Here is a 19,496-nt window from a genome sequence, read left to right as displayed (position 1 = left end):
CTATGAGCAGAATCAAAGAGCTGTATTCCTTTTATTGTCAAGTGATACGGCCTCAAGTAACATTTAGGTTTTTCTAATCAAGCGGTATTTTTTATGACCACCACTCCCGCCAACGTTTTAGCCTCCGTCGATTTGGGTTCCAACAGTTTCCGCCTGCAAATTTGTGAAAACAACAACGGCCAGCTGAAAGTCATCGACTCCTTCAAACAAATGGTACGCTTTGCCGCCGGCTTGGACGAACAAAAAAACCTAAGCGAGGCCTCTCAAGAACAAGCCTTGGAATGTTTGGCAAAATTCGGCGAACGCCTGCGCGGATTCCAACCTGAAAACGTGCGCGTGGTGGCCACCAACACTTTCCGCGTCGCCAAAAACATCGCCCAATTCCTGCCCCGTGCCGAAGCGGCGCTGGGTTTTCCCATTGAAGTCATTGCCGGCCGCGAAGAAGCGCGTCTGATTTACACCGGCGTAGTGCATACCCTGCCGCCCAAAGGCGACAAAATGCTGGTTATCGACATCGGCGGCGGTTCGACCGAATTTGTCATCGGCTCGGATTTGCAACCGCTGACCACAGAAAGCCTGCCTTTGGGTTGCGTAACATACAGCATGCGCTTCTTCCAAAACAAAGTGACCGCCAAAGATTTCCAAGCCGCCGTTTCCGCCGCGCGTATCGAAATCCAGCGCATCAGCAAACTGATGAAGCGTACCGGCTGGGATTTCGCCATCGGCACATCCGGTTCGGCAAAATCCATACGCGACGTTTTGGCGGCCGAATTGCCGCAGGAAGCCGACATTACCGCCCAAGGCATGCGTTATCTTGCCGATAGGATTATCGAAGCCGGTTCAGTTAAAAAAGCCAAATTTGAAAACCTCAAACCCGAACGCGTCGAAGTTTTTGCGGGCGGGTTGGCTGTGATGATGGCCGCTTTCGACGAACTCTCGCTGACCAAAATGACCGTTACCGAAGCCGCCCTCCGCGACGGCGTGTTCTACGACTTAATCGGCCGCAGCCTCAATGTCGATATGCGCGAACAGACAACGGCAGAGTTCCAAAAACGCTACCACGTCAGCCTCAACCAAGCCAAACGCGTTGCCGATACCGCGCAAGCCTTCATGAACAGTCTGTGCCACGCCAAAAACGTAACCGTTCAAGAGCTTGCCCTGTGGAACCAATACCTCAGCCGCGCAGGCCGTCTGCATGAAATCGGCTTGGATATTGCCCATACCGGTTATCACAAACACTCCGCCTACATTCTCGAAAACGCCGATATGCCAGGCTTCTCACGCAAAGAGCAAACCATTTTGGCGCAACTGGTTATCGGCCATCGCGGCGACCTCAAGAAAATGGCGGATATTATCGGCGATAACGAAATCATGTGGTGTGCCGTATTGTCCCTGCGCCTGGCAGCCCTCTTCTGCCGCTCGCGCCTGCCGCTTGATTTACCGCCGCAAACCCAGCTTCGCATTGATGAAAACAACCACAGCTTCATCTTGCGCATCAACGCCCAATGGCTGGAGCAACACCCCCTCATCGCCGATGCGCTGGACTACGAAAGCGCGCAATGGCAAAAAATCGATATGCCTTTCTCGGTTCAAGCACAATAAACCGCGCTCCGTTATAATAGGCAACTTTTTAAGATTCAAACCGCAGGCCGTCTGAAAACGACAGCCTGCCATACATCAAGGAAAACCATGAGAAAACCCCAACGCGGCTACGCCCGCCAAGACCGTGTCAAAGAACAAATCATGCGCGAGCTTGCCGAACTCGTCCGCACCGGCCTGAAAGATCCGCGCGCAGGCTTCATCACCATCAACGAAGTCGAAGTCACCCGAGATTACAGCCATGCAACCGTGTTCTACACTGTCCTCGACGACAGCACACGCGACATCACCGAAGAAGCTTTGGAACACGCCAAAGGCCATTTGCGCAGCGAATTGGCCAAACGCATCAAACTCTTCAAAACACCCGAGCTGCACTTCAAATACGACGAATCACTCGAACGCGGCATGAGCATTTCCAGCCTGATCGACCAAGTGGCGGCGGAAAAACCGGTTGAAGACTGATTGATTAAAACACGCAGGCCGTCTGAACCCTTTCAGACGGCCTGAACATTAATATTCCCTAATTAATATGACCAATAAACCCACCAAACGCCCGGTCAACGGCGTTCTTCTTCTCGACAAACCCGAAGGTCTTTCCAGCAACACCGCCCTGCAAAAAGCGCGGCGGTTGTTCCGTGCCAAAAAAGCCGGGCATACCGGCGTACTCGATCCTTTGGCCACAGGGCTTCTGCCTGTTTGTTTCGGCGAAGCGACCAAGTTTGCCCAATACCTGATTGATGCCGACAAAGCCTACACCGCCACACTGAAGCTCGGCGAAGCCAGCAGTACGGGCGATGCAGAAGGCGAAATCATCGCCACCGCACGCGCCGATATTTCATTATCCGAATTTCAGACGGCCTGCCAAGCCTTAACAGGTGATATCCGCCAAGTGCCGCCCATGTTTTCCGCCCTCAAACACGAAGGCAAGCCGCTGTACGAATACGCACGCAAAGGCATCGTTATCGAACGCAAAGCACGCGATATTACGATTTACTCCATTGATATCACTGAATTTGATGCACCCAAAGCCGTGATAGACGTACGTTGCAGCAAGGGCACTTATATCCGCACCCTCAGCGAAGACATCGCCAAACACATCGGCACATTCGCCCACCTGACCGCCCTGCGCCGTACTGAAACCGCCGGCTTTACCATTGCCCAAAGCCACACGCTCGAAGCCTTGGCAGAATTAGACGAAGCCGAACGCGATGCCCTGCTGCTGCCTTGCGATGTCTTGGTGCAACATTTCCCCAAACTTGAGCTAAACGACTACGCCGTTACCATGCTCAAACACGGCCAACGTCCCCAGTTCACCGAAAACATTTCCGCCGAACAGCCCATCCGTGTATACAACCGAGACGGCACATTTATCGGGCTGGTGGAATATCAAAAAGAAATAGGCCGTCTGAAAACCTTGCGCCTGATGAATACCGCCGACCAATAACTTCCTGCAAAGAGAGCCGATCATGAAAGTCTATACTGCCGCCCAAATGCGCGAACGCGAACAAGCAGCCGTCGATAAAGGCACGAGCTTCGACCAACTGATGGAAAACGCCGGCAGCTCTGCCGCCCGAGACCTCATGCAGCGTCATCCCCAAGCCGGACGCGCCCTGATCGTTTGCGGCAAAGGCAACAACGGCGGCGACGGCCTAGTCATGGCAAGATATATGCAGGCGCAAGGTTGGCATATCGATATTCTGTTTTCACTCGGAGAAAACCTCTCCCCTTTGGCTCAAACCAATCGGGAGCGCCTCAACGGTTTGCCCCATATTGAATTGATATCCGCACAAGAACTGGAAGGCCGTCTGAAAAAAGGTTACGACATCATTATCGAAGGCATATTCGGTACAGGCTTCAGCGGCGCGCTTCCATCAGAAATCGCCGCCCTCTGCCGCCAACTCAATCATTCAGACGGCCTGAAAGTCGCCCTCGATATTCCCACCGGCCTCAACTGCGACACCGCCGAAGCCGATCCCGACACATTCCGCGCAGACCTGACCTACACCTTTGCCGCCTACAAACCGGCACACTTAAGCGAGTCCGGCAAAACCTATTGTCAAGAAACCGTCTGTTTACCTATTGGCATTGATTAAAAAAGCAAATAAGATGTCATATTTAAATCGCTTTATTTTTAGAAACTGCTCATTCTAAAAGAAACACGCCAATTAATTTACGACCAAATTATCAACGACACGGAAACAGACAATGAACGAACAAGAATACCGCCAAACTTTTAAAGAAGATCAAGCCGTCGGCTGGGAAGCCATCGATGCTGCGCTTAAAGCACTTTATGGTGATGTCAAACCACGCTCCTATGGCCCTATAATCAAATATTGGTTGGGAGGCACCGATCCACTGGACAATAGCGATATTTTTGATTGCGAAGAGCAAACCTTCCATCGCCATATTGTTTCCTACGGCATGAGCGAACTTTACTTTAATCCAGAACTTGCCGGTGCAGATTACAGTAAATGGGGATTTGAATTTACCTTCCGTACTCCCCCTTACGATCAGGATCCGGATTCTGGCTACAACACCAAACACGAGCCTTACTGGGCAATTAATCTAATGAATAATCTTGGCCGTTACGTTTTTGAAAGCGGCAACTGGTTTGAAGCCTACCACTTTACTTCGACTAACGACCCTATCCGAATGGATACAGAAACCGCCATCGTCGGCGTAGCCTTCGCACCAGACCCCAAGCTGCCCGCTATCAAAACGCCAAACGGTGAAGTTCAATTTCTGCAGATGGTCGGCCTTACCCAGCCTGAGCTTGACTGGCTCTGGCAAGATCCAACAACCAAACGTTGCCAAGAGCTGATCGATATGATGCGCAAAGACAATCCGCTGTTGATTACCGATTTAGCGCGTACAAAAAGCTATGTACAACCCTAATTGATAAAGCCAAAGGCCGTCTGAAAACAGATTTTCAGACGGCCTTTAGTTTATATTTCAAATAAAAAATAGCAACTTACTTCCAAATCTGCACCAATTTAATCCCCAGCGCCGTCAAACCAAACGAACCGAAAACATGCAGACAGGTTGCCATTAAAGCCATGCCCCAGCGTTGCGCCTGCATCAAACCCACCATCTCCACTGAAAAACCTGAAAATGTGGTCAAGCTGCCGAGAAAGCCGGTAATCCAAAGCAAACGCCATTGCGGATCGGTTAAGAGTTCTGCCAATACGCCGATCAGCAGCGCGCCCAGCCAGTTTGCCGCCAATGTACCGATAGAAAAAGGCGCAGAAGACACCAGCAACAAGCCAAACAGCCAACGCAATACAGCCCCGACAGCGGCACCGCAAACAATGGGAAAAATATAAGCAAACATAACACGTTAAAAATTCAATTCAAAAACAGGCCATCCGGTCATTAGGCCGTCTGAAAACCAAGCAAGGATGCCTTCATATCTTATTGCCAAATCTTAGGCACTGATTTCAAATACCTGCCGTCATCAAAAGTACAAATCCATTGCGGCTTAAGCGCAATAAAAATGGCTGTTGAAATACCGCTCAAAAATGCCTCTGCCCAAGCGATTAAGAAGAAAACAGGAAAAGCGGTTTTCCATAATACTGTCGTATCAAATACATCCGCCCAGTCCAACAAACTGACCAAAACCACGCCGGTAAACACCATGCCGACCGCCGCGGCCCAAAAACCATTCAGAAAAATAAAGATAAAGATATTGGCAGGCAAACACGACACCCAATGGCGGAAACCCAAGTTCACCAACAAAGGCGGAAGCAATACGGACAAGGCATTGATGGGGAACATATGCCAATCGCCCCAAAGCCACAAATATGGAAAAAACAGCAAAACGCCAAGGCAGAATGCGGCAGAAGTGCCCAGCATTAAAGCCGTCAGGTTTAAAGCAAGCAAATGATAGCTCATGCCGGCCAGTTGCCCACTTTCCGGAGAGGCATTCAAACTCCAAGCCAGCGGCAACATCACGGCAGCCAACAAAAATGCGGAACGATGCTGCGATACCGACACCCATGCCTGCTTTGCGCATAAAGCAAAAATCACCAGCAATACAGGCCATGCCGCCATCACGACACCAACGGGAAACCATCCGTTTTGAAAAATCATCTTCTCATCCGCAAAATGTTCAGACGGCCTATTATACGCGCCTCAAGCCACAGCTTTGACAATCCTGTCTGCCTTTGCCGTTAAAGCTTGTTTCAGCTGGTTTTGTTTACCCGAAAAAAGCGTTAGAATAACGGACTTTGCCGTTTAATTAAGGGGATGAACGCATGCTTTGGACAATATTGGCTTTAATTCTACTGGCCGCCATAACCGGCTTGTTCTGGTGGCGCCAGAAACAAGAGCAAAAGTGGCGCCAAGAATTGGCCCGACTCAGTGGCGATGAAGAAGAAATCAACGAAGAAGACAGCCCGGTCGGTTTTGCCAGCCAACTTGACAGCCTGAAACGTTTGTTCAGCATGAACAAGCGCACCGCCGACAACCATAAAATCGCCCGCATCCGCCTGCTTTCCGCGCTCGAACACAATAAAACGCAACACGCCGAAACAGACAAAGAGCACGCAGCAAAGCCCGTTGCCGAAGAGCCGGAACACATCGCAGCGACCGAAGAAGAAATCAAAGTGGCGCCTAAAACCCGCAAATCTGCCAAGCCGGAACGTATTCCTAAAATCACGCCGTTTGCACAAATGGAAACGCCCGAATACAGCCCGTCTTTGGTGCAAAACAGCAATTTTGAAGAAATCACATTAGAAGAGGCCACCCGTTCCCTGCATGAAGCGGCGGTTGAGGAATGGAACGAACATTTGGCCGAAAAAAATGCGCCGATTTACAAAGACGAAGTCGAGACCCCATTGTTGCGCGCTTCATCCCTGCCGATGACCGGCATGGAAATCATCGACTACAACGATCCTGTTTTGCGCCGCACACGCGAGCGTGCCTTGGCGCGTGCCAACAATGTCCGCGTGGCAGAAGCCAATGCGCCACATATCGAAACCGTTCAGACGGCCTTAAGAACTGCCGAAAAAGAAGCCATCCTCCCTTATACTTCCATGCAGGCATTCCCTTCTGAAATCCAAGCGGAAGATATTCACGACAACCTTGCCCGCCGTACCGCCGCACGCCACAAACTGGCCGCGGCCGTCGCCCCATTGCGCGACTACTCTCCGCGCACCATCGAAAATGACGAAATTCTGGCCAACTTGGGACAAATCAGCCGTCCTGCCAGCCTGCGCCGTCAAGTTCGCCATACCGAAGCGGCCGCCGAAAGATGGGCGCGTAAACAAGCTGCTACGGAAGCTGTTGCACCACAACCTGCCGTATCGGCAACACCGTCCCGTCCGAAACCGGCTGCGCCTGTTAAAAAATCTCCTTATATCTCCCGACCTGCCGCGCCAAACGCAACCGTAGTCGAGCCGCCTGCCGTACCGGTCGTCCCGATGGCTAAAACTGATATCCCCGAGCCGCCCGTTTTCCAAACCTCGATTGCGCCGATTGATATTCCCGAGCCGCCTGCTTTCGAACATAAAATCCAAGTGCCGATTTTTGATGCACAAGTCAATGCGCATGTTAGCAATCAGCCTGAACGCAGTATCCGCGATTATTTAATCAGCGAATCAGCCGAAGAAGAAATAGAATTCGATGGTGAGCCGGAAGCGCCTGTACAAGCGGAAGCAGAAGCGATTCAAGCGGTTGAAACCATTGAACCCGTTGATCCTGTTGAAACAATCGCAAGGCCGTCTGAATATACACAGACAATCGTTGAAACGCCTGTTCGAAGCGTAGAACCAAGCGTTCAAGAAGATACACCAAGCATAGCTATTCCAACTTCGGCAACACTGACTGATGCGCTTCTACCGACCACTGCCCTGCTCCTGCCGCCGCAGTTTGACCCGAGCGCCTCGCAAACTGAAGAACAGTTGCTGGAAAACAGCATTACTATCGAAGAAAAACTGGCCGAGTTCAAAGTTAAAGTCAAAGTGATGGACTCCTATTCCGGCCCGGTCATTACGCGTTATGAGATTGAGCCTGATGTCGGCGTGCGCGGCAGTGCCGTTTTGAACCTTGAAAAAGACTTGGCGCGCTCGCTTGGCGTGGCTTCCATCCGCGTAGTGGAAACCATCCCCGGCAAAACCTGCATGGGCTTGGAATTGCCTAATCCGAAACGCCAAATGATCCGCCTGAGCGAAATCTTCAATTCGCCTGCGTTTACCGAATCCAAATCCAAACTCACCCTCGCACTTGGCCAAGACATCACCGGCCAGCCTGTCGTCACCGACTTGGCCAAAGCGCCGCATCTGCTGGTTGCCGGTACGACCGGTTCGGGTAAATCCGTGGGTGTGAACGCCATGATTCTGTCCATGCTCTTCAAAGCAACGCCGGAAGACGTGCGCATGATTATGATTGACCCGAAAATGCTGGAATTAAGCATTTACGAAGGCATTCCGCACCTGCTCGCCCCTGTCGTGACCGATATGAAATTGGCTGCAAACGCACTGAACTGGTGCGTCAACGAAATGGAAAAACGCTACCGCCTGATGAGCTTTATGGGCGTGCGCAACCTTGCCGGTTTCAACCAAAAAATTGCCGAAGCCGCCGCGCGTGGTGAAAAAATCGGCAGCCCGTTCAGCCTCACGCCTGAAGACCCTGAGCCATTGGAAAAACTGCCGTTTATCGTGGTCGTCGTAGATGAATTTGCCGACCTGATGATGACTGCAGGCAAGAAAATTGAAGAACTGATTGCCCGCCTCGCCCAAAAAGCCCGCGCAGCCGGCATCCATTTGATTCTTGCCACCCAACGCCCAAGCGTGGATGTCATTACCGGCCTGATTAAAGCCAATATTCCGACACGCATTGCCTTCCAAGTGTCCAGCAAAATCGACAGCCGCACGATTCTTGACCAAATGGGTGCGGAAAACCTGCTCGGCCAAGGCGATATGCTGTTCCTGCCGCCCGGCACCGGCTATCCGCAACGTGTACACGGCGCGTTCGCCTCCGATAACGAAGTACACCGCGTAGTGGAATACCTGAAACAATTCGGCGCACCCGACTATATCGATGATATTTTAAGCAGCGGTTCGACCGAAGACTTTACCGGCACCAGCCGCAGCAACGACAGCGACCTCGACCCCATGTATGACGAAGCCGTTTCCGTTGTCTTAAAATCGCGTAAAGCCAGCATTTCCAATGTCCAACGCCAACTGCGCATCGGCTACAACCGCGCCGCCCGCCTGATTGACCAAATGGAAGCCGACGGTATTGTTTCCCCGGCGGAAAACAACGGCAACCGCACCATCTTGGCACAAAGCAGCGACCATCTGGATTAATTTATCCTTGCTTAAATTAAGGCCGTCTGAAAATTTTTCAGACGGCCTTTTTTAGTCATAAAAATAAATAACTTATAAAATGCTGATATAGAGATTCTCTGAAACCAGCACATGAAGATAGATTAACCAAATAAGAAATAATTATGTCATCAGACTGTACTTAACAATATTTCAGAATTTAATGTGGTTATTGTTTTTTAGCTTTTTGCTCAACTTTTTGCCAAAATGTTTTGGCGTGTTGTTTTTGTTTTTCATATTGCTTAATCATATTGATTGATTTGATTTCTTGTTCACAAGTTTTCTGTGAAAGTAAATCAAATTTTGGTCGTCCTACCCAAGCACCTGGAATAACACTTGTTCTTAAGCAATAGATACGATTAGCCACTGGAGTAAAACTCAAAGTTTCTGCGGCCTCTGTTTGTGCGTATAGCGTAATAGGTTCAAGTCGTTCAATATCTACGAAATTGCCTGCTCCATTTTCGGAACGCAAAATGAAAAATGTATCATCAAGATTAGCAAATGGACGCTGATAGGTAAATTTATTGTAATGCCCACTTACAAAGTATCTCACTCCACCACCAGCAAACCGACTGGGGCGAAAGGCATAAATCCGTGCTTGCCCTTCGGGCGGTTGTTTTAATGTGATGGTATCTTGTTGAATTTCAAAACCGTCTGTTTGCATTTCAAGTGTAGTTGCGCAGGCAGACAATAAGCTGCACACAGCAAGAGTCAAAAATAGGTGTTTCATCGTCATCCCTTTGTATGATGTTTAAATTAAAACATTATAATAAGATATTTAGAACTTAGGAAGCAAAATTTATTCTAAATGGTTTTCTGCTATATTTTCAAAATTATTTTGTACAAATCATCATGCCTGTGATTGAAGCGAAACTCAGTTTCCTTTAAATATAAATGCAAGTAAAACGTATTCTTCGGTATCCCGTTAAATTTGTACTAAGCGATGCTTAGCATAACTCTAAAAAGACTCAATACTGTTAATATGCCACCTTCTACGGACAAACTTATTGTCAATTTTGGATGATTTTACTTCCTAAGCCCTACAAAATTTCTACCTTATCCACTGCGATTCGTCACTATTTTCAGACGGCCTTTTGTCAAAACCGGAAAAAACAGGTAAATCCGTTTTTAGATTTAGAAACAATATTATTATGATTCATGCCCTCGGCAACACCCCAACCTTTACGAGGAAAAACAAATGAAAAAATATTTTGCAGAATTTTTCGGCACTTTCTGGCTGGTATTCGGCGGCTGCGGCAGCGCAGTATTGGCAGCAGCCTACCCTGAACTCGGCATTGGCTTTGCCGGTGTCGCCTTGGCGTTTGGCTTGACCGTACTGACCATGGCTTACGCCGTCGGCCATATTTCCGGCGGCCACTTCAACCCTGCCGTTTCCGTCGGCCTCTTCATCGGCGGCCGTTTCAACGGTAAAGACTTGTTGCCTTACATCTTATCCCAAGTCATCGGTGCGATTGCCGCTGCAGGCGTTCTGTATCTGATTGCTTCCGGTAAAACCGGTTTTGATGCTGTTGCTTCCGGCTTTGCCAGCAATGGTTTCGGCGAACACTCTCCTAACGGTTACGACATGATGGCCGCGTTGCTGATCGAATTCGTACTGACCGCATTCTTCCTGATCATCATCATGGGTTCTACCGACAAACTGGCTCCGGCCGGCTTCGCCCCTATCGCCATCGGCCTGGGTCTGACCCTGATTCACTTGATCAGCATTCCTGTGACCAATACTTCCGTCAACCCTGCACGCTCTACCGGCGTTGCCTTGTTCCAAGGCGGCTGGGCTGTTGAACAATTGTGGTTGTTCTGGTTGGCCCCTATTGCCGGCGCAGCAGTTGGCGCGGCTATTTACCGCTTTGTTTTGGCAAACAACGACGACAAATAATCTGAACGGAATGATATTTCCGGTGCGGCCGACACCTTAAACCGTCCGCACCCAAGTTGCCGAGATACAAACGCACCGCCTGACTCAGACGGTGCGTTTGTTTTTGCCATGTTACAATACTTTCTTTTCCCACATTCTCAAACCATCATGCAAACCTTACCCTTTCAAACCGATATCGCCGCCAGAATGCTGGTCAATACCGAAAACGAAACCATCCATCCCGATGCCGTATTCGTACAAACGCAAAACGGCTACTGGATTGCTTGGCACGACCAACAAGCCGCCCTGCTTGCCCCCGACACCCCACCCGATATTCCCTGCTTTTGGGTAGAAGGCGCAGAAAGCCTGGAAGAGCTGGTAAGCATGGTAGAAAACGGCGAATTTGACGAAGTCGAAGAATTTGACGGCGACGATGATGCTTGGCAAGAAGCACTCGGATGCGGCCATCATCACGAAGGACACTGCGGATGCAGCCATTGAGATGCACAAAACGCCTGCTTCTGGCACTTGCCCTTTGCCTGACGCTTAACGGCTGCGTTGTAGGCGCGGCTGTCGATTTGGCTGCCACGACCGTCCTGACTGCCGGAAAATTGGTTGTCAAAGGAACGGGAGCAGTGATTGATGCCGCCATTCCTGACGGCAAAAAAGACAAGGACAAGGAAAAAGAAAAGAGCAAAGAAAAGCCAAAATCGGAAGAAATCATCTATAAGGAAGAGTCCTCCGATGAAGTAACGCAATAATCCTTCAGACGGCCTTGGTAAGGTAACCCATCCTACTGAGGCCGTCTGAACATTCATCCTTACATATAGCCCTGTTCACGCAAAGAGCAGGTTTCTTTTGCCGTTACGATAAAATGGTCTAAGAGCGTAATATCCACCAAACTTAAAGCCTGTTTCAAACGCTCTGTAAACTGCACATCAGATTCAGACGGCCTTGCCGAGCCGCCCGGATGATTGTGTGCCAAAATCAAACTGTCGGCGTATTCATCCAATGCCAATTTGACAATTTCACGAATATAAACCGTATTCTCCGCCACCGTACCACGCGACAATTCCCGTACCGCAATCAATTGATTTTGACGGTTGAGCAGCAAGGCAACGCTGACCTCGATTTTTTCATGCCCAAGATGCAGGCGCAGATAATCCGCAACCGATTTCGGGTTTGACAAAACCATCTGCTCCTGCAAATCCTCACCCAAAATCCGCCGCCCGATTTCTTTGACCACGGCAAACTGAGTATAGCTCGCCAAACCCATGCCCTTGCAAGCAGAAAGTGTTTTGGCATCCGCACTCATCAGCTTTCCCAAGCTGCCGAACTCGCTCAACAAATAACGCGCCAAATCAACCGCGCTCATGCCGCGCGTTCCGACACGCAATAAAATTGCCAGCAACTCCGCATCACTCAACGCCGCCGCGCCGCGCTCCAACAGCTTCTCACGCGGTCGCTCCCCCTCGGGCCATTCTTTAATGCTCATGTTTTCCCTTTTTATTCATATAGCGGATTTGGTTTTTATTTAGGACAAAACCATCTTGCCCGCATAAAACGCAATCCGCACGATTTTATTAAAATTAATGCAATTTGCGTATTTTATTCTATCTCTAATTATTTTTTAAGACATTTGAATATAAATTAAATCCTTTTGTGCAGAAAAACAACGTTACCTATTTTCGCTATCCTGTTCCCCTGCCTGCCTTTCCTTTCCTATTTACTTCAAATCAGCCGCTACAAGCATTTTCATATTGCCCCTATGAGGCTTAGGCTAATATAATATTGAGTTTGCCGAGAGCAAAAGCTGAGGCTTAAACTGCTTTCTATCCACGCTGCCCGTGCGCTTTACAAGAGTTTCAGACGGCCTCCGTCCGACTCCCGCCAGCAATCAAACAGCTTTTTATCACCCATTCGAAAATCCGTTTTGCCGGTACTCGTCTTTCTTTTTGGAGTATTGCCATTATGACCGCAACCACTGCGTCTTCAGCCAAACCTTATTTGCAAATCCAAGGTTTGGTGAAAAAGTTTGGTGACAATTACGCTGTCGATAACATCGACTTGGACATCTATCAACACGAAATCTTCGCCCTTTTGGGCAGCTCAGGCAGTGGCAAATCCACACTGCTGCGTATGTTGGCAGGCATGGAAAGCCCCAATCAGGGCAAAATCATTCTCGACGGTCAAGACATTACCAAGCTTGCCCCGTACGAGCGCCCAATCAACATGATGTTCCAAAGCTATGCCCTGTTCCCGCACATGAGCGTTGAACAAAACATTGCTTTCGGCCTGAAACAAGACAAAATGCCTAAAGGCGAAATCGACGCCCGCGTCGAAGAAATGTTGCGCCTGGTGCAAATGACCAAATACGCCAAACGCAAGCCGCACCAACTTTCCGGCGGCCAACAACAGCGTATCGCTTTGGCGCGCAGCCTGGCAAAACGTCCGAAAATCCTGTTGCTTGACGAACCTTTGGGCGCACTCGATAAAAAACTGCGCCAACAAACCCAACTGGAATTGGTCAACACGCTGGAACAAGTCGGCGTAACCTGCATCATGGTTACCCACGACCAAGAAGAAGCGATGACGATGGCTACCCGTATCGCCATTATGTCCGACGGCCAATTGCGCCAAGTCGGCACACCTAGCGATGTGTACGACTACCCTAACAGTCGCTTTACCGCTGAATTTATCGGCGAAACCAATATTTTTGACGGCGTCGTTATTGACGACCGCGCCGATTTCTCCATCGTCAAATGTGACGGCTTGGAAAACCACGTCCGCATCGACCACGGCCTGGGCGTTCCGAACGACCATGAAATTTGGATCAGTATTCGTCCTGAAGATATTGATTTGCATAAAGAAAAACCAGAACACTTGGGCGCGCACAACTGGGCCCAAGGCACAGTCAAAGAAATTGCCTACTTGGGCAGCTTCGCGATTTACCACATCAAACTTGCCAACGGCCGTGTCGTCAAGAGCCAAGTTCCCGCACCTTATTGGTATGTGCGTAACATTACGCCGCCGACCTGGGACGAGACTGTCTATATCAGCTGGCCTGAAAACCAACCGACACCTCTGTTCAGTTAATTTGAGGGAAATGCAATGAACCTTAAAAAACTGAAAAACAAACTGTTCCGCCGCCCCGGCCAGCGTGCAGTGATTGCCGTGCCGTATATTTGGCTTTTGATTCTGTTTCTGATTCCGTTCGCCATCGTATTGAAAATCAGCTTTGCCGAACAAGAAATTGCCATTCCGCCATTTACGCCGCTGACAACGATTGATGAAGACTTAGGCCGTCTGAACATTGCCATCAGCTATCAGAACTACGCCGACATTTTCCAAAACTTTTGGAATACGCTCAATCCGTTTGGCGACAGTGAAAACAGCAATATCTATTTGATGACCTACTGGTCTTCGATTAAGACTGCGCTGACGACGACCATCATCTGCCTGTTGATCGGTTATCCGACCGCTTATGCTATTTCACGCGCCAATCCGGCTGCGCGCAACGGCCTGCTGTTGGCAATCATGCTGCCTTTCTGGACCTCTTTCCTGTTGCGTGTTTACGCATGGATGGGCTTATTGGGACACAACGGCATCATCAACAATTTCTTAATTAAATACGGAATCATCAGCGAGCCTTTAGACTTGTTCTACAATGCGTTTTCGCTGAATTTGGTGATGGTTTACGCCTATTTGCCGTTTATGATTTTGCCGCTGTACACACAATTGGTAAAACTGGACAACCGTCTGCTCGAAGCCGCTTCCGACTTGGGTGCAGGTCCGATCAAATCGTTCTTTACCATTACCCTGCCTTTATCCAAAACAGGCATCATCGCAGGCTCTATGCTGGTCTTTGTGCCGGCCGTCGGTGAATTTGTGATTCCTGAATTGGTGGGCGGTTCTGAAAACCTGATGATCGGTAAAGTATTGTGGCAGGCATTCTTCGACCAAAACAACTGGCCGCTGGCTTCTGCCGTCGCCGTCGTCATGGTTGCCCTGTTGGTTGTACCGATTGCCCTGTTCCAACACTATGAAAACCGCGAATTGGAAGAAGGAGGCAAATAATGCAGAAAACCAAATTATCCTGGTTCTTGAAACTGATGCTCCTGCTCTCGCTGGCATTCCTCTATATTCCGCTGGTGGTTTTGGTCATCTATTCTTTCAATGAATCTAAGCTGGTTACCGTTTGGGGCGGTTTCTCGACCAAATGGTATGGCGCATTAATGGAAAACGACACCATCTTGGAAGCGGCCTGGCTGTCATTGCGTATCGCCATCGTTTCCTCACTTGCCGCCGTAGCACTCGGCACATTGGCTGGTTACTCCATGGCGCGTATCAAACGCTTCCGAGGCAGCACACTGTTTGCCGGTATGATTTCCGCGCCTATGGTGATGCCTGATGTGATTACCGGTTTGTCCATGCTGCTGTTGATTATTCAGGTGCAAATGTTCCTACAAGGCAGTGAATTGCTGCAATCACTCTACTTCGATCGCGGCTTCTTCACCATCTTCCTCGGCCACACCACGCTTTGCATGGCGTACATTACCGTCGTTATCCGCTCGCGCTTGGTGGAATTGGATCAATCCTTGGAAGAAGCCGCTATGGACTTGGGGGCCCGTCCGCTGAAGATTTTCTTCGTGATTACCCTGCCGCTGATTGCCCCTGCGATTGCTTCCGGCTTCCTCTTGGGCATCACCCTGTCTTTGGACGACTTGGTGATTACCTCCTTCCTGTCAGGCCCGGGTTCATCGACATTGCCGCAAGTGATTTTCTCCAAAATCAAACTCGGCCTTGACCCTCAGATGAACGTTTTGGCAACCATCCTAATCGGCATCATCGGTACGCTGGTGATTGTCGTCAACTACTGGATGATGCGTCAGGCAACCAAACGGGAACGTGAGGCTGCCGAAGCCTACCGCCAAGAAAAATTGGCAGCCGAAAAAGCCGCCTAATATGCAGACAGGCTGTCCGATAAAGCGTCGGAACAGCCTGTTTTATTAACTGCATCTTATCCTTTCAGACGGCCTGAACTTAAGCCCATATTCCAGGCCGTTTGAAAACCTGTTTTCAATGAAGTTAAAACCAACCTAAAGCACAAATCATGATCAATCCCAGCTTCAAAGAATACCTTCCTTCCTACTATGTTAGCACGGCCAATCCCCATCCGTCTTATCCGACGCTTGAAGGCCGTCTGAAAACTGAAACCTGCGTTATCGGCGGCGGCTTGACCGGTTTATGCACCGCCCTACCGCTTGCCGAAAACGGCCATGAAGTCATCGTACTTGAAGCCGCACGTATCGGTTTCGGCGCATCAGGCCGAAGCGGCGGACAAGTCATCAGCGATTTTGCCTGCGGCATGGAAGAGATCGAAAAACAAGTCGGCTTAGAACAGGCCCAATGGTTCTGGCAGCAATCCCTGCAAGCCGTTGAACTGGTTGACTCGCGCATTCAAAAACACAATATCCAATGCGATTGGCAACGCGGCTATGCGACCGTCGCCGTCCGTCCTCAGCATTGGGAAGAATTGCAGCAATGGCACGAACATGCCCAAAAACATTATGGCGCAAGCCATTACCAGATTTGGGATAAAGCCACGCTGAAGCAACAACTAGCCAGCGATAGGTATCAAGGCGCGCAATTTGATCCTTTATCCGGCCACTTGCACCCGCTCAATTACACCCTAGGCATTGCCAAAGCGGCAGCCGATGCAGGCGCACAACTTTTTGAGCAGTCCCCCATGACTCGTATCGAGCCATGCGATAACGGCTGGCTGGTTCATACGCCCAATGGCAGCGTTGAGTGCAAAAACCTCGTTTATGCCGTCAATACTTATGCAGGTTTACACCCGAAATTCAAAGTATTGGAACAAAAAGCCATTGCCGTCAGCACCTTTATCATCGCCACCGAGCCTCTGGGCGAACGTGCCAAAGACCTGATCCGCAACAATATGGCCATCTGCGACAACCGCCACATCCTCGACTACTACCGCCTCAGCGCCGACGGTCGCCTTCTCTTCGGCGGCAAAGACAACGAGTTTATCGACGATCCAGACCGCATGACCGAACTCGTCCGCCAAGACATGCTGAAAGTTTTCCCGCAACTTGCCGATGTCAGAATCGAGCATTCTTGGGGCGGAGAATGCGACATCACGCGCAACCTTGCCCCACATTTCGGCCGCCTCGCCCCTACCGTTTTCTTTGCACAAGGCTACTCCGGACACGGCATGGCGATTACCGGCATTGCCGGTTTGGCAATTGCCGAAGCCATCATGGGTGATGACGGCCGTCTGAAACCTTTCGAGCAACTGCGCCACAGCAACATCATCACCCAGCCGTTCCTGCGCAAACTCGGCTCTTACCTCGGTTCCAAATACTACCAGTGGAAAGACAGCCACTAAACCCAAACGACAAATATATTTCAGACGGCGGCAGATTCAAGTAGAATTTAGGCCGTCTGAAAGCGTAGACACGACAAAATTCAATCATTTATCAGCAAGGAAACCATCATGAGCAACCATCACAAACTCATCATCCTCGGCTCCGGCCCTGCCGGCTATACTGCCGCCGTCTATGCCGCCCGCGCCAACCTTAACCCTGTAATCATTACCGGCGTTGAGCAAGGCGGACAACTGATGACCACCACCGAAGTGGACAACTGGCCTGCCGACGCAGAAGGCGTACAAGGTCCGGAACTGATGGCCCGTTTCCAAGCTCATGCCGAACGCTTCGGCACTGAAATGATTTTCGACCAAATCCACACCGTCGATTTGCAAAACCGTCCGTTTACCCTCAAAGGCGATATGGGCGAATACACCTGCGATGCGCTCATCGTTGCCACCGGCGCATCCGCCAAATATTTAGGTTTGCCAAGCGAAGAAACCTTTGCCGGCAAAGGCGTTTCCGCCTGTGCAACTTGTGATGGTTTCTTCTATAAAAAACAAGATGTTGCCGTAGTCGGCGGTGGCAATACCGCTGTAGAAGAAGCCCTCTACCTTGCCAATATCGCCAACACCGTTACCCTGATTCACCGCCGTGACAGCTTCCGCGCCGAAAAAATCATGGTGGACAAACTCATGCAACGGGTCGAAGAAGGCAAAATCATCCTCAAGCTCAACAGCTCGGTTGATGAAATCTTGGGCGACGAAAGCGGCGTTACCGGTGCACGCCTGAAACACAATGATGGAAGCACTGAAGAAATCGCCGTCAAAGGCGTTTTCATCGCCATCGGCCACAAACCCAACACTGATATTTTCAAAGGCCAACTCGACATGGATGAAACCGGCTACCTGAAAACCAAAGGCGGTACCGGTGACAATGTCGGCGCCACCAATATCGAAGGCGTATGGGCGGCTGGCGACGTCAAAGACCATACTTACCGTCAAGCCATCACCAGTGCGGCTTCCGGCTGTCAGGCCGCACTTGATGCCGAACGTTGGCTCGACCGCCACAGCGTATAAGCCTCTAAGCTACATTCTATTCTTTGAAACATCATCAACAGGCCGTCTGAAATTTCAGACGGCCTATTATCTGTTTGCCACACTGAATTTCATTTTAATGGCAAATTTATATCAAATAAGTACTTTTGCTTTATAATGACAACAAATACCCAACAAACAGGGAACAAACATGAAAAAAACACTAACGACACTTATCCTTTGCGCACTGACTCCTGCCGCCCTGGCTGCCGACACTTACGGCTACTTGGCCATGTGGCAAAACCCTGCCGACAGCAATGAAGCGCTGCAAATCAAAACCACCAAAGAAAATGCCACCCAACTGGATGCGACGGCAGAACTCGAAACATTCTGCAAAGGCCAAGATGCCTTAGCCGGTATCCGCTCAGGCCAAGCCACAGGCTGCAAAACGGTTGTCCCTCTGCACAACACCTGCATCGCGGTTGCCTACCCTAAAGCCATGGGCAAATTGACTGCTCAAAACGTAGTGGCCATTACCTCCCCACGTTTCAAAACCGTGCATCAAATTGCCTTGAACCAATGCATCAAAAAATACGGCTCACAAGGACAATGCGCTTTAGAAACAGTCTATTGCACTTCTGAAACCTACTATCAAGGTACGGTCAAAACCCTTTGGGAAAAAATCAAATCCATTTAAGGCCGTCTGAAAATAAAACCGGCTTGCCCGATATTCTCCATATCACGGCAAGCCGGTTTTTTATTCTGGTTTTTATTTGCTGTTTTTTTCCAACAAGTTGGCCACAACGCCTTCAGCCTGTTTCACCAAATCAGGATTGGTTCGGAAGTGGTTTTCATCATTCAAAGAGTAGCTGACAGTAGAAACCGCATACTTGGTGCTTCTCAACACAAATACGCCTTTACGCAAGATTTCGTTATTGCCTTTGGTCTTGTAACGCAGATTATACGGGCAAGAAGAATCATACAGTTTGCCGCGGTTGTCCGCTGTCACAATAGTGCTGCCAATGCCGCGTTTTGCCAAAGCTTTAGACAAAGCACGATCCAAATCATGCGGTCTTACTTTTGCATTTTGAATGATGCAGACATGTTTGATGCTGGTCAGCTCTTCAGGTTTCAATACTCTTTGTTCGGTCGTAGAACACGCGCCCAGCAATAATACGGCTGAAGCCGCCGCTAAAATCATGGTTTTCATCTGTTTTCCTTTTAAAATGTTCAAACAATAAATATTCAGACGGCCTTTATACAAAGGCCG

Annotated in this window: 20 protein-coding genes and 1 pseudogene; 15 read left to right on the top strand and 6 right to left on the bottom strand. The window is 49.7% G+C overall.

All coding sequences use genetic code 11. The features are described 5' to 3' along the window. Positions 1-93: 93 nt before the first annotated feature. The 5 genes from ppx to FOC66_RS02100 all read left to right on the top strand — a co-directional run bounded on the left by ppx (position 94) and on the right by FOC66_RS02100 (position 4,494). Positions 94-1,602: an exopolyphosphatase gene (ppx, locus tag FOC66_RS02120; RefSeq protein WP_003746172.1), complete on the top strand. Its 1,509-nt coding sequence runs from the start codon at positions 94-96 to the stop codon at positions 1,600-1,602. Positions 1,603-1,689: 87 nt separating this feature from the next. After that, entirely contained in the window at positions 1,690-2,061 is a 372-nt protein-coding gene (gene rbfA / locus FOC66_RS02115; RefSeq protein ID WP_003685554.1) for a 30S ribosome-binding factor RbfA, read from the top strand. A 67-nt stretch (positions 2,062-2,128) separates the two neighbouring features. Continuing rightward, entirely contained in the window at positions 2,129-3,043 is a 915-nt protein-coding gene (gene truB, locus FOC66_RS02110; protein ID WP_003746170.1) for a tRNA pseudouridine(55) synthase TruB, read from the top strand. 22 nt (positions 3,044-3,065) lie between these two features. Beyond that, positions 3,066-3,692: an NAD(P)H-hydrate epimerase gene (locus FOC66_RS02105; protein ID WP_003746168.1), complete on the top strand. Its 627-nt coding sequence runs from the start codon at positions 3,066-3,068 to the stop codon at positions 3,690-3,692. 112 nt (positions 3,693-3,804) lie between these two features. Beyond that, a complete protein-coding gene (locus FOC66_RS02100; protein ID WP_003746166.1) occupies positions 3,805-4,494 on the top strand; it encodes a suppressor of fused domain protein in 690 nt (229 codons plus the stop codon). A gap of 76 nt (positions 4,495-4,570) precedes the next feature. Here FOC66_RS02100 and FOC66_RS02095 read toward each other — a convergent pair whose 3' ends face one another. Both FOC66_RS02095 and FOC66_RS02090 read right to left on the bottom strand, forming a co-directional pair. Next, positions 4,571-4,930 (bottom strand): CrcB family protein, encoded by a 360-nt coding sequence (locus FOC66_RS02095; protein ID WP_003746164.1) that lies wholly within the window; start codon positions 4,928-4,930, stop codon positions 4,571-4,573. Positions 4,931-5,010: 80 nt separating this feature from the next. Beyond that, positions 5,011-5,688: an energy-coupling factor ABC transporter permease gene (locus FOC66_RS02090; protein WP_003746162.1), complete on the bottom strand. Its 678-nt coding sequence runs from the start codon at positions 5,686-5,688 to the stop codon at positions 5,011-5,013. A 164-nt stretch (positions 5,689-5,852) separates the two neighbouring features. Here FOC66_RS02090 and FOC66_RS02085 point away from each other — a divergent pair, with 164 nt between their 5' ends. Beyond that, entirely contained in the window at positions 5,853-8,906 is a 3,054-nt protein-coding gene (locus FOC66_RS02085; RefSeq protein ID WP_003746160.1) for a DNA translocase FtsK, read from the top strand. Between the two features lie 187 nt (positions 8,907-9,093). Here the strand turns inward: FOC66_RS02085 and FOC66_RS02080 are convergent, their stop codons facing one another. Together FOC66_RS02080 and FOC66_RS02075 are read right to left on the bottom strand one after the other, a co-directional pair. Beyond that, complete coding sequence (locus FOC66_RS02080; RefSeq protein ID WP_003746158.1) at positions 9,094-9,654, bottom strand: hypothetical protein; 561 nt, start codon at positions 9,652-9,654, stop codon at positions 9,094-9,096. 89 nt (positions 9,655-9,743) lie between these two features. Beyond that, positions 9,744-9,933, bottom strand: a pseudogene (locus tag FOC66_RS02075) (IS1595 family transposase); the annotation flags it as partial. A 189-nt stretch (positions 9,934-10,122) separates the two neighbouring features. Here FOC66_RS02075 and aqpZ point away from each other — a divergent pair. The 3 genes from aqpZ to FOC66_RS02060 all read left to right on the top strand — a co-directional run bounded on the left by aqpZ (position 10,123) and on the right by FOC66_RS02060 (position 11,561). Continuing rightward, a complete protein-coding gene (gene aqpZ / locus FOC66_RS02070) occupies positions 10,123-10,821 on the top strand; it encodes an aquaporin Z (protein ID WP_003746156.1) in 699 nt (232 codons plus the stop codon). A 147-nt stretch (positions 10,822-10,968) separates the two neighbouring features. Next, a complete protein-coding gene (locus FOC66_RS02065; RefSeq protein ID WP_004520787.1) occupies positions 10,969-11,301 on the top strand; it encodes a hypothetical protein in 333 nt (110 codons plus the stop codon). Then, positions 11,289-11,561: an NF038104 family lipoprotein gene (locus FOC66_RS02060; protein ID WP_003746151.1), complete on the top strand. Its 273-nt coding sequence runs from the start codon at positions 11,289-11,291 to the stop codon at positions 11,559-11,561. The genes FOC66_RS02065 and FOC66_RS02060 overlap by 13 nt, the downstream gene beginning before the upstream one ends. Positions 11,562-11,620: 59 nt before the next feature. Here FOC66_RS02060 and radC read toward each other — a convergent pair whose 3' ends face one another. Continuing rightward, entirely contained in the window at positions 11,621-12,295 is a 675-nt protein-coding gene (radC, locus tag FOC66_RS02055; protein ID WP_003746150.1) for a RadC family protein, read from the bottom strand. A 476-nt stretch (positions 12,296-12,771) separates the two neighbouring features. Here radC and FOC66_RS02050 point away from each other — a divergent pair, with 476 nt between their 5' ends. The 6 genes from FOC66_RS02050 to FOC66_RS02025 all read left to right on the top strand — a co-directional run bounded on the left by FOC66_RS02050 (position 12,772) and on the right by FOC66_RS02025 (position 18,923). Then, a complete protein-coding gene (locus FOC66_RS02050; protein ID WP_003746147.1) occupies positions 12,772-13,896 on the top strand; it encodes an ABC transporter ATP-binding protein in 1,125 nt (374 codons plus the stop codon). A 15-nt stretch (positions 13,897-13,911) separates the two neighbouring features. Further along, entirely contained in the window at positions 13,912-14,877 is a 966-nt protein-coding gene (locus FOC66_RS02045) for an ABC transporter permease subunit (protein WP_003746146.1), read from the top strand. Further along, entirely contained in the window at positions 14,877-15,764 is an 888-nt protein-coding gene (locus FOC66_RS02040) for an ABC transporter permease subunit (RefSeq protein WP_003746144.1), read from the top strand. The genes FOC66_RS02045 and FOC66_RS02040 overlap by 1 nt, the downstream gene beginning before the upstream one ends. A gap of 149 nt (positions 15,765-15,913) precedes the next feature. Further along, positions 15,914-17,209 carry an NAD(P)/FAD-dependent oxidoreductase gene (locus FOC66_RS02035; protein ID WP_003746142.1) on the top strand — a complete coding sequence of 432 codons (1,296 nt, stop codon included), beginning with the start codon at positions 15,914-15,916 and terminating at the stop codon, positions 17,207-17,209. Positions 17,210-17,317: 108 nt separating this feature from the next. Then, positions 17,318-18,268 (top strand): thioredoxin-disulfide reductase, encoded by a 951-nt coding sequence (gene trxB / locus FOC66_RS02030; protein ID WP_003746139.1) that lies wholly within the window; start codon positions 17,318-17,320, stop codon positions 18,266-18,268. A gap of 169 nt (positions 18,269-18,437) precedes the next feature. Continuing rightward, a complete protein-coding gene (locus tag FOC66_RS02025; RefSeq protein ID WP_003746138.1) occupies positions 18,438-18,923 on the top strand; it encodes a DUF4189 domain-containing protein in 486 nt (161 codons plus the stop codon). A gap of 72 nt (positions 18,924-18,995) precedes the next feature. Here FOC66_RS02025 and FOC66_RS02020 read toward each other — a convergent pair whose 3' ends face one another. After that, on the bottom strand, positions 18,996-19,436 hold the full coding sequence (locus tag FOC66_RS02020) for a hypothetical protein (protein WP_003746136.1): 441 nt from the start codon (positions 19,434-19,436) through the stop codon (positions 18,996-18,998). Between the last annotated feature and the right edge of the window lie 60 nt (positions 19,437-19,496).

It is taken from the genome of Neisseria mucosa, assembly GCF_013267835.1.
In the GTDB taxonomy this organism is placed as follows: Bacteria; Pseudomonadota; Gammaproteobacteria; order Burkholderiales; family Neisseriaceae; genus Neisseria.
Note: the sequence above shows the minus strand (reverse complement) of the source record. Positions and strands in the feature narration are given on the sequence as shown.